This window comes from Thauera sp. JM12B12 (assembly GCF_039614725.1).
Lineage (GTDB): Bacteria > Pseudomonadota > Gammaproteobacteria > Burkholderiales > Rhodocyclaceae > Thauera.
Window position 1 is genome coordinate 1393115 of record NZ_CP154859.1, and the last position, 9765, is coordinate 1402879.

Annotated in this window: 12 protein-coding genes and 1 tRNA gene; all 13 read left to right on the forward strand. The window is 65.8% G+C overall.

Annotated features, from left to right (window positions below):
- Positions 1-31: 31 nt before the first annotated feature.
- The 13 genes from folD (at position 32) to AAG895_RS06235 (ending at position 9645) form a co-directional block, all read left to right on the forward strand.
- Positions 32-919: a bifunctional methylenetetrahydrofolate dehydrogenase/methenyltetrahydrofolate cyclohydrolase FolD gene (folD, locus tag AAG895_RS06175; RefSeq protein ID WP_345794647.1), complete on the forward strand. Its 888-nt coding sequence runs from the start codon at positions 32-34 to the stop codon at positions 917-919.
- Positions 920-929: 10 nt separating this feature from the next.
- On the forward strand, positions 930-1421 hold the full coding sequence (gene purE, locus AAG895_RS06180) for a 5-(carboxyamino)imidazole ribonucleotide mutase (RefSeq protein ID WP_345794648.1): 492 nt from the start codon (positions 930-932) through the stop codon (positions 1419-1421).
- Positions 1422-1431: 10 nt separating this feature from the next.
- Entirely contained in the window at positions 1432-2586 is a 1155-nt protein-coding gene (locus tag AAG895_RS06185) for a 5-(carboxyamino)imidazole ribonucleotide synthase (RefSeq protein WP_345794649.1), read from the forward strand.
- A 10-nt stretch (positions 2587-2596) separates the two neighbouring features.
- Positions 2597-3709: an L-threonylcarbamoyladenylate synthase gene (locus AAG895_RS06190; RefSeq protein ID WP_345794650.1), complete on the forward strand. Its 1113-nt coding sequence runs from the start codon at positions 2597-2599 to the stop codon at positions 3707-3709.
- A gap of 109 nt (positions 3710-3818) precedes the next feature.
- A tRNA-Ala gene (locus AAG895_RS06195) sits at positions 3819-3894 on the forward strand.
- Positions 3895-4069: 175 nt separating this feature from the next.
- Positions 4070-5299 (forward strand): integrase arm-type DNA-binding domain-containing protein, encoded by a 1230-nt coding sequence (locus AAG895_RS06200; RefSeq protein WP_345794651.1) that lies wholly within the window; start codon positions 4070-4072, stop codon positions 5297-5299.
- 122 nt (positions 5300-5421) lie between these two features.
- Complete coding sequence (locus AAG895_RS06205; protein WP_345794652.1) at positions 5422-6039, forward strand: hypothetical protein; 618 nt, start codon at positions 5422-5424, stop codon at positions 6037-6039.
- A 243-nt stretch (positions 6040-6282) separates the two neighbouring features.
- Positions 6283-6495, forward strand: a complete 213-nt coding sequence (locus tag AAG895_RS06210; RefSeq protein WP_345794653.1) for an AlpA family transcriptional regulator — start codon at positions 6283-6285, stop codon at positions 6493-6495.
- 10 nt (positions 6496-6505) lie between these two features.
- On the forward strand, positions 6506-6739 hold the full coding sequence (locus AAG895_RS06215) for a hypothetical protein (RefSeq protein WP_345794654.1): 234 nt from the start codon (positions 6506-6508) through the stop codon (positions 6737-6739).
- Positions 6740-6759: 20 nt separating this feature from the next.
- Positions 6760-7164, forward strand: coding sequence for a hypothetical protein (locus AAG895_RS06220; protein WP_345794655.1), 405 nt, complete (start codon positions 6760-6762; stop codon positions 7162-7164).
- Positions 7157-8662: a DUF3631 domain-containing protein gene (locus tag AAG895_RS06225; protein ID WP_345794656.1), complete on the forward strand. Its 1506-nt coding sequence runs from the start codon at positions 7157-7159 to the stop codon at positions 8660-8662. The genes AAG895_RS06220 and AAG895_RS06225 overlap by 8 nt, the downstream gene beginning before the upstream one ends.
- On the forward strand, positions 8653-8949 hold the full coding sequence (locus AAG895_RS06230) for a hypothetical protein (protein WP_287366233.1): 297 nt from the start codon (positions 8653-8655) through the stop codon (positions 8947-8949). The genes AAG895_RS06225 and AAG895_RS06230 overlap by 10 nt, the downstream gene beginning before the upstream one ends.
- A gap of 21 nt (positions 8950-8970) precedes the next feature.
- Complete coding sequence (locus tag AAG895_RS06235; RefSeq protein ID WP_345794657.1) at positions 8971-9645, forward strand: hypothetical protein; 675 nt, start codon at positions 8971-8973, stop codon at positions 9643-9645.
- Positions 9646-9765: the final 120 nt, after the last annotated feature.

A 9765-nucleotide genomic window follows, 5' to 3' on the forward strand; every position in this document is an offset into this window, starting at 1 on the left:
TAAAATCACGGGCTTTTTGGGGGCTTGAAGGATGACCGCTCGCATCATCGACGGCAACGCGCTCTCCGCGCGCGTGCGCGGCGAAATCGCCGAACGTGCGGCCGCGCTCACGGCGCGCGGCGTGCAACCCTGCCTGGCGGTCATGCTGGTCGGCGCCGATCCGGCCTCGGCCGTGTATGTGCGCAACAAGGTCGCCGCCTGCGAGAAGGCCGGCATCCGCTCGCTGCGCTTCGACTACCCCGAGAACGCCACCCAGGAAGAGGTGATGGCCAAGCTCGCCGCGCTCAACGCCGACCCCGCGGTGCACGGCATCCTCGTGCAGCTGCCGCTGCCCAAGCACCTCGACGAGGCGGCGGTGCTCGAGGCGATCGACCTGAAGAAGGACGTCGACGGCTTCCATGCCGAGAACGTCGGTCGCCTGTCGCAGAACCGCGAGGCCTTCATCCCGTGCACACCGCATGGCGTCATGAAGATGCTCGAGACCGGCGACACGCCGGTGCAGGGCGCCGAGGCGGTGGTGATCGGGCGTTCGAACATCGTCGGCAAGCCGATGGCGATGCTGCTGACCAATGCCGGCGCCACCGTCACCGTGTGCCATTCGAAGACCAGGGACCTGGCCTTCCACACCCGCCGCGCCGACATCCTGGTGGCGGCGATCGGCAAGCCGCGCTTCCTCACCGGCGACATGATCAAGCCGGGCGCCATCGTGATCGACGTGGGCATCAACCGCCTGCAGGACGGGCCCGACGCCGGCAAGCTGTGCGGCGACGTCGATTTCGAATCGGCCAGGGAAGTCGCCGGCGCGATCACCCCGGTGCCGGGCGGCGTGGGGCCGATGACCATCACCATGCTGCTGGAAAACACCGTGATTTCCGCCGAACGCGCCGCGAGTGAAGGCAGACTCGCTGCCGGCAAATAAGGACCGCGAGATGAGCGAAACCAAACCCGTCGTCGGCATCATCATGGGCTCCAACTCCGACTGGCCCACGATGAAGGCCGCCGCGAAGATGCTGGAAGACTTCGGCGTGCCCTTCGAGGCGCGGGTGGTCTCCGCCCACCGCACGCCCGACCTGATGTTCGAATACGCCGAGGCCGCGCGCGGCCGCGGGCTCAAGGCGATCATCGCGGGTGCGGGCGGCGCGGCCCACCTGCCGGGCATGGTCGCGGCCAAGACCACGCTGCCGGTGCTGGGCGTGCCGGTGCAGTCGAAGGCGCTGTCGGGGCAGGACTCGCTGCTCTCCATCGTGCAGATGCCCAAGGGCATTCCGGTCGCCACCTTCGCCATCGGCGAGGCGGGCGCAGCCAACGCCGGGCTGTTCGCGGTCGCGCTGCTCGCGATCGAGGACGCCGCGCTGGCGCAGAAGCTCGCCGACTTCCGTGCCCGCCAGACCCAGGCGGTGCTCGACATGACCCTGGATTGAGAGCCGCATCATGATCCTCCCGCCTGCCACCCTTGGCATGCTCGGCGGCGGCCAGCTCGGCCGCTTTTTCGTTTCGGCTGCGCACGAGATGGGCTACAAGGTCTGGGTGCTCGACCCCGACCCGCACAGCCCCGCCGGCCTGATCGCCGACCGCCACCTGGTCGCCGCCTACGACGACTACGTCGCGCTCGACACCCTCGGCAGCGAATGCGCCGCGGTGACCACCGAGTTCGAGAACGTCCCTGCCGACACGCTGGACTACCTGACCAAGTTCATCCCGGTGCACCCGGCGGCGAGCGCGGTCGCGGTGTGCCAGAACCGCATCGCCGAGAAGACCTTCCTCGCCGAGCACGGCCTGCCGCATGGTCCGTTCGCGGTCATCCGCAGCGAGGACGACGTGCGCAATGCCAACGCCGGCCTGTTCCCGGCCATCCTCAAGGTCGCCCGCTTCGGCTATGACGGCAAGGGCCAGGCCCGCGTCGCCGATCGCGACGCGGCGGTGGCCGCCTTCCAGCACTTCAAGGGCGAGCCCTGCGTGCTGGAGAAGATGCTGGCGCTCGACTACGAGGTCTCCGTGGTGCTGGCGCGCGACGAGGCGGGTACCGTGCGCTGCTTCCCGACCGGCGAGAACCGCCACCGCAACGGCATCCTGGATGTGACCATCGCGCCGGCGCGCGCATCTGCCTGCCTGAGGGACAACGCCCAGGAGATCGCCGAGCGTATCGCCGACAAGCTCGGCTACATCGGCACGCTGGGCGTGGAGTTCTTCGTCTGTCGCGGCGAGCTGGTGGTCAACGAGATGGCGCCGCGTCCGCACAACAGCGGCCACCACACCATCGACGCCTGCGACGTCAGCCAGTACGAGCAGCAGGTGAGGGCGCTGTGCGGCCTGCCGCTGGCCACGCCGCGCCAGCACTCGGCGGCGGTCATGGTCAATCTGCTCGGCGAGCTGTGGTACGAGGACGGCAAGGGTCATGGCGTCTACCGCGAGCCCGACTGGTCGGTGGTGCACGCCGTGCCCGGCCTGCGCCTGCACCTGTACGGCAAGCATCACGCCCGTCCGGGACGCAAGATGGGCCACTTCGTCGTGACCGGTGACGATGCCGAGGCCGTGCTCGAGCGCGCGCTCGGCGCGCGTGCCGCGATCGGCATCCGCGACGAGTGAGCGCGCAGCGATGAGCGCCACCGGGGCCGCACCGCGCGGCCGCATCGCATCGCCTACGCCTGCGGCCATCGCCGAAGCCGCGGCCCTGCTGCGCGCGGGCGACATCGTCGGCATGCCGACCGAGACGGTGTACGGCCTCGCCGCCGACGCGCTCGACCCTGCGGCGGTGAAGAAGATCTTTGCCGCCAAGGGCCGCCCCGCCGACCATCCGCTGATCGTGCACCTGCCCTCGGCGGAACACCTGCCGCAGTGGGCCGCCACCATCCCCAAGGACGTGCTCGCGCTCGCCCGCGCCTTCTGGCCCGGCCCGCTGACGCTGATTCTCAGGCGCACGCCCGAGGTGCCCGATGAGGTCACCGGCGGCCAGGACACCGTCGGTCTGCGCGTGCCCGCGCATCCGGTCGCGCTCGCGCTGCTGCGCGCCTTCGACGGCGGCCTGGCCGCGCCCAGCGCGAACCGCTTCGGTCGCATCAGTCCCACCACCGCCGCGCACGTGCACGAAGAACTCGGCGAGCGCGTGGCGATGATCCTCGATGGCGGCGCCTGCGAGGTCGGCATCGAATCCACCATCCTCGACTTCTCGCGCGACGTGCCGGAGATCCTGCGTCCGGGTGCGATCGGCCCGGAGGACATCGCGCGCGTGATCGGGCGCCGGCCGCGGGTGCGGGGCGAGCCGCAGCCGGCGGTCGATGAGACGGCGGCCGGGCAGGGGCGTGCGGACCTTGCAGGCGCCGGGGGCAAGGGCGCGGCCCCGCCCGCCGCAGCCGACGCCGCCCCGCGCGTCTCCGGCGCGCTGGCCGCCCACTACGCTCCGCGCACGCCTCTGCGCCTGGTCGAGCCCGCGCTGCTCGTCGACGAAGCCGTCGCGCTCGCGGGCGAGGGCAGCCGCGTTACCGTCCTCGCCCACTCCACGCCCGACCCGCGCGACGCACGGCTGACCTGGCGCACCCTGCCTGCCGAACCCGCCACCTACGCGCAGGGCCTGTACGCCAGCCTGCGTGCACTCGACGCAGTGGGAGCAGACTTCATCCTGATCGAGGCGCTTCCGGGTGGTCCGGGCTGGCGCGCGGTCGCCGACCGCCTTGGCCGCGCGGCCGTGGGGTCGGGCAGCGCGGAGGCATAAGCCCCAAGGCCGCGGCGCGTGAAAGCGGGTTGTCGCGCCAGGACCGTGCAGGACTCGTCGCAGGGGCTTCCATTTACGGGGGCGGCTCTCTATAATGCGCGCTCTTTCAGGGCCGATAGCTCAGCTGGGAGAGCGCTGCGTTCGCAATGCAGAGGTCGGGAGTTCGATCCTCCTTCGGTCCACCACGAACACTTCCAAAGTAGTCCGAGAAAGCCCGGAAACCCCAATGAAATCAAGGGTTCCGGGCTTTTTTACGTCCAGACTAGTCCGAAAAGGTACGGTGGAAGCCGGAGGTGAGTGGGGGTACAGTTGGGGGTATGAGGCGAAAGCCAGCGTACCCCCAGCCGGAGATACCCCCAAATGCCCCTGACCGACACGCAGATCAAGGCTCTTAAGCCCGAGGCGAAAGCGCGCAAGCACGCCGATGAGAAGGGGCTTTTTCTCCTGGTTGCGCCGAGCGGCGGCAAGCTGTGGCGGCTCAAGTACCGGGTCGACGGCAAGGAGAAGCTGCTCGCCTTGGGGGCGTACCCTGAGGTGTCACTCAAGGCAGCGCGCGCTCGACGCGATGACGCAAGAGAACTGATCGCCGCGGGCGTCGACCCGAGTGAAGCGCGCAAGACCGAGAAAGCGGAGCGTATCGCCCAGGTCGAGCACACCTTTGAGGCAACCGCGCGCGAGTGGTTCGAGAAGGAGCGCGTGTCGTCTGGATGGGCAGCCGGCCATGCCGAGAAGGTCATCAGCAGGCTGGAGAAAGACGTGTTTCCCTGGCTGGGCAAGATGCCGGTGGCGGACATCAAGCCTATGGACGTGCTGACCTGCTGCCAGCGCATCGCAGACAGAGGTGCGGCGGATACCGCATACCGGGCGAAGCAGAACATCGGCCAAGCCATGCGGTACGCCGTCGCGACGGGACGTGCCGAGCGCGATCCGACGGCAGATCTCCGCGGAGTGGTGAAAAAGCCCAAGGCCGAACATTTCGCGGCGATCACCAGCCCGGCAGAAGTGGGGGCGCTATTGCGAACGATGGACGCCTTCAAGGGCACGCTCGTTGTTAAGTCGGCGCTGAGGCTGGCGCCTCTGGTCTTTGTCCGTCCTGGTGAGCTGCGCGGAGCGCAGTGGGCCGAGATCGACTTCGAGCGGGAAGAATGGCGCATCCCTGCCGAGCGCATGAAGCGACGGCGTGAGCACACGGTTCCACTATCTCAGCAGGTGCTGGCGATCCTCAAAGACCTGCATCCGCTGACCGGCCATCGCCAGCATGTGTTCGTCGGGCGTGACCCGAAGAAGCCCATGTCCGACGCCACCATCAATGCGGCGCTGCGGCGCATGGGCTACGACACCAAGACCGAGATTACCGGCCACGGCTTCAGAGCTATGGCGCGCACCATCCTGCATGAAGAGCTCGGTGTCGACCGCGATGTGATCGAACATCAACTGGCGCACCGCGTACCGGATGCGCTGGGTGAAGCCTACAACCGGACGAAGTTTCTGAAGGCTCGCAAGGCCATGATGCAAAAATGGGCTGACTATCTCGACAGGCTGAAGGCTGGCGCTGATGTCATCGCGTTGCAGGCCAAGGACGCTGCCTGAGGCGAGGTGCGCAATGATTGTGCCGCACGTAGGCCACGGCTGATTCCCGCGGCTGAGAACGGGATTCCCTTGGCCGGTGGGTGCGGTCTTTTCTCGAAGATGTAACGCCAATGGGGCGCAATATGGACGATCTGGACTGCTGGCGGGTTTGTGAAGATTTGAGCGTGCGGGAGGCCGCACTGCTTTTTGCGGGTGTCGACCCCGCAGGAGAGAACGGGGCGTACTGCGAGGATTGGCGGCCGCATCAGCGCCCGCGTGGATATGAGGCGGCAAAGTCCGGGATCGCCAGCGCGCTGCGGCGCGGTGCGATCAGGGGGCATTTCGTTCCGCTTTACGATACGGACCTCAACGGTAGTCCGTCCGATGAAATTCCCGGCACCGTTGACTTGAACGTATCACGTGTTGAAGTTGATTCACTACGGGAGTGGCTTTTCGGTCGAGGCATTCGTACTGGCTTCTTCTTTCCGGAGAAAAGCGACGCGCCGGATTACCTTGACCCGAACCATCCGCGTTATTCGGCAAAGCTCGCTGCGGCGGTGAAGTTATGGCAGGCCATGGACGACGAGAACCTGCTGCGAGGTAAGGCACCAACTGTCGCCATGCGTGAATGGCTTGAGTCCAGATACCGTGAGCTTGGCCTGACTTGGGATGGAGGCATGAACAACCAAGGTATTGCTGATGTTGTGAAGGTTGCCAACTGGAAGGTCACAGGCGGTGCAACGGCGACGCCCGGCGAGTAACCCGCCCACCCCCGGCACATAACCCGCCCACCCACAAAAGCCTTGCCAGTACTGGTGTTTATGGGTGGTAGGGCGCGAAAGATATCTTTCTGTCACAGCGAACCCACCTACCCACCCCCGCCTTGTAGTGGGTAGGTTTTCCGAACCCACCCAGCTATTTCAGGCTGCGGCATTTCACCAAGATTCGGCCATACCGAACGCAATGGAGCGTTTCGGTCTTCCTTCGACATATGAGGAATGAAAATGGCCGCAATCGCAGAAGTACATCCCCGCATCATCAAACGCCGTGAGGTCGAGGGCCGCACTGGGCTGCCGCGCTCGACCATGTACGACCGCATCAAGCGCGGTGATTTCCCGGCACCGATCCCCTTGGGCGCACGCTCCGTCGGCTGGCTCGAGCATGAGGTCGACGCATGGTTGGCTGATCGCATCGCCCAGGCCCGCAACCGTGCGTAAGGGGCAGGCCATGAGCAAGAAAAGCCTCACGCCCCCGCCGCGCGACCGCTGTCAAGACGAACTGCAGCGCGCCCCCGCGCATCCCCCGTCCCTGGGCTGGTTCGATCTCGCGAAACCCGCTCGCCTGAGTCACAAACTGAAACGCGGCTGGAAGCGCAAGAGCTGCGGCTACATCCTGACCGAACTGCTCGGATTGGTCGCGCTGGCGTTGGTGGCTGCTGTGCTGCTCGTGGGGGTCCTGTAATGAGTCCTCGCGACAAGTTCTTGAGTCTCGTCGACCACAAGACTACCGGCCGCGACCACGGCATGTTCCGAGTCCCGACGCGCCGCGACAGGACGATGTCCGGCACGTGGCGCGAACTGGACGATGGTCGCCTCCTGATTCACGACTTCGGCGGCGAGCCGACGCAGAACATCCTCGCTGCGATCGGCCTCAGCATCGAGGATCTGTTCCCCGAACGTGTGGACGGACATCTGCCGCGGGAGCGCCGTCCCTTTCCCGCTGCCGATGTGCTTCGCGCGCTCGCTTTCGAGGCACTGGTGATCCTCGCGGCAGCGGCAGCCATCCGCACCAGCGCTGCGCTGACCGGTGCGGACCGCGATCGTCTGGCTATCGCCGTCGGTCGGATCCAGACGGGACTGAATCTCGCAGGAGTGCGTCATGGATAACCACCTCGACAACGGCCAAAGCTTCTTGGATCAGATGGCTGCATCCGCACTCGATCAGGCGCAGCCCGACGACCATGAAGCGTTTATCGCAGAGCTCGCCGCGCTGCCGCTTGTGGAGTACGAGCAACGCCGCGGTGAGGCCGCCAAGCAGATTCGCGTGCGTACTGCGACCCTCGACAAGATGGTCAAGGGTCAGCGCCCTGTGGCTGACGACGGCGCAGGCAACGCAGTACTGTTCCCTGAGGTCACGCCATGGGCGTTGCCGGTGGACGGTGGCGAGTTGCTCGACGACCTGTCAGCGCTGATCGGGCGCTATCTGGTGGCGCCCAAGCACGCAGATCACGCAATGGCCCTGTGGATCGTCTTCACGCATGCAATCGACGCCGCTGAGGTGGCGCCGATCCTGATGCTGAAGTCGGCAGAGAAGCGGTGCGGCAAGACAACGGCCCTGAGCCTGATCCAACGCCTGTCATACCGCGCGCTGCCAGCTGCCAACATCACCGCGCCGGCGCTATTCCGCAGTATCGAGGCGTGGGCACCCACGCTGCTGATCGACGAAGCCGATATGTTCCTGAAGGACTCTCCCGAGCTGAACGGCATCATCAACAGTGGCCACACTCGCCCGACTGCATTTGTCATTCGTACCGTGGGCGAAGACTTCGAGCCGAGAAAGTTCTCGACCTGGGGGGCGAAGGCCATTGCCAGCATCGGCGGTCAATCGACGACCCTGCACGACCGCAGCATCATTATCGAGCTGCGCCGAAAACTTCCTGGGGAATCAGCCGAAAAGCTGCGCCATGCGGATCGTCGCGGCTTTGAGCGGATCACCCAGCGCATCGTTCGGTTCGCGAAGGACAACCAAGACCGCTTCGGTGCGCATCGTCCGAACATCCCCGACGTGCTCAACGACCGCGCTGCCGACAACTGGGAGTTCCTGCTTGCGATCGCCGATGTTGCGGGGGGCCGCTGGCCGGAACTGGCTCGTCAGGCAGCCATTGCACTGTCAGGCGCCGCTGATGACGCCAAGTCTGTCGGCCAAGAGCTGCTGGAAGACATCCGCGAGATCTTCGATCACAAGCGTGTCGACCGAATCAGCACCGGACAACTGCTTGAGGCGCTGTGCGCAGATGACGAAAAGTCGTGGGCTGCATTCAACCGTGGAAAGCCGATGACGGCCAAGCAACTGGCCAAGCGCTTGCACGAGTTCAAGATCATTTCCAGAACCGTGCGTATCGGCCACACCACCCCCAAAGGCTACATGCTCAGCGACTTCGATGACGCCTTCGCGCGCTACGTTGCTGCCACAGCCCATTCTCCCGCCACAACGGCACAAGCCGTGCCGACACCGGGATTGAGCGTTGCGGTCGCCCCGCAACTTGCAGCCACACAAAACGCTGCCGCAACGCTAGAACGCTTGCCATTGCTGGGTTGTGGCGGTGTTGCGGAAGAACCCCCCGTTCTGGAAGAAGAAGCGGAGGAGGCCGACGAATGGCTGTGACCGACCTTGTCGAACAGGCCGCGAAGTCTGGCGTGACCTTTGTGCTAAAGGGAAATCGCGTCGGCCTGCGTGGTGACCACGCGGCAGTGAAGGAGTGGGCACCCCGCCTGCGCGAGCAACGTGCCGCAGTCCTCCGCGAGGTACAGAAGCGCATCGCCGGCCTGCACCGCATCTGGATCATCCGCCCGCCGCTGCGAACGGCCTTCACGGTCGCCTGCCCGCAGGGGGCGACCGAAGCGGAAGTGAGATTGGTCTGGACGGGGGCCGACGTCGAGCCGCTCGAATAGCCGCAGCAGGAGAAAGAAGACATGAGCTCGACCAAGAAGCCGACGCGCACCAAAACCGCAGCCAGCACGGACTTTCCCCGCAAGGACGTACAGATCGAAGTCGCCAAGGACGCCGACCAAGTCACCCTCGCGCGCAAGTTCGCCCAGATCTACACCAGCCCTGAACTCGCGGCCCATCGCGTCCTGAATGCCACCGATACGAAGGTGGGGCTCGGCGAGGCCGTAGATGTCCCGACGCTGATCGACCAACTCCGTGAGCAGGCAAAGGTGGTCAATGCCGGGGATCTGACCCAGGTCGAGGCGATGCTCGTCGGGCAAGCCACGGCGCTGCAGACCCTGTTTGCCAGATTGACGGAACGTGCCTTCAGCGCCGAATACATGCCCAACTTCGAGACCTTCCTCAAGCTCGCACTGCGCGCTCAATCACAGAGTCGCTCGACGCTCGAAGCGCTCGCTGCGATCAAGAGCCCGCCGGTGCTGATCGCGAAGCAGGCGAACCTGACGACCGGCCCGCAGCAGATCAACAACAACGGCACGATGCCCGGCGGTCGCGCGAGAAAAACCGAAACTCTGCAGAACGAACTATTGGAGAGCAGTGATGGCAAGCGGTTGGACGCCGGAGCGGCGGGCACGACAGGCAGAGTTGATCCGCACTTGGAAACCGTGGGCGCAGGCAGCGGGGCCGACCACGGCTGAGGGTAAAGCCGCCTCTTCGCGTAATGCCTTCAAAGGCGGGCTGCGCGCAGAGCTGCGGGTGCTCGCTCGGGCCTTGAGGGAGCACCGGGCGGCACTGAAGCGTATTCACGAGGAGTAGCT

Excerpts from the sequence above, each read along its gene's own strand:
- AAG895_RS06190 (WP_345794650.1), top strand. The coding sequence starts at position 2,597 with ATGAGCGCCACCGGGGCCGCACCGCGCGGCCGCATCGCATCGCCTACG.
- AAG895_RS06210 (WP_345794653.1), top strand. The coding sequence starts at position 6,283 with ATGGCCGCAATCGCAGAAGTACATCCCCGCATCATCAAACGCCGTGAG.
- AAG895_RS06185 (WP_345794649.1), top strand. The coding sequence starts at position 1,432 with ATGATCCTCCCGCCTGCCACCCTTGGCATGCTCGGCGGCGGCCAGCTC.
- AAG895_RS06235 (WP_345794657.1), top strand. The coding sequence starts at position 8,971 with ATGAGCTCGACCAAGAAGCCGACGCGCACCAAAACCGCAGCCAGCACG.
- AAG895_RS06215 (WP_345794654.1), top strand. The coding sequence starts at position 6,506 with ATGAGCAAGAAAAGCCTCACGCCCCCGCCGCGCGACCGCTGTCAAGAC.
- purE (WP_345794648.1), top strand. The coding sequence starts at position 930 with ATGAGCGAAACCAAACCCGTCGTCGGCATCATCATGGGCTCCAACTCC.
- AAG895_RS06205 (WP_345794652.1), top strand. The coding sequence starts at position 5,422 with ATGGACGATCTGGACTGCTGGCGGGTTTGTGAAGATTTGAGCGTGCGG.
- AAG895_RS06230 (WP_287366233.1), top strand. The coding sequence starts at position 8,653 with ATGGCTGTGACCGACCTTGTCGAACAGGCCGCGAAGTCTGGCGTGACC.
- folD (WP_345794647.1), top strand. The coding sequence starts at position 32 with ATGACCGCTCGCATCATCGACGGCAACGCGCTCTCCGCGCGCGTGCGC.
- AAG895_RS06200 (WP_345794651.1), top strand. The coding sequence starts at position 4,070 with ATGCCCCTGACCGACACGCAGATCAAGGCTCTTAAGCCCGAGGCGAAA.
- AAG895_RS06225 (WP_345794656.1), top strand. The coding sequence starts at position 7,157 with ATGGATAACCACCTCGACAACGGCCAAAGCTTCTTGGATCAGATGGCT.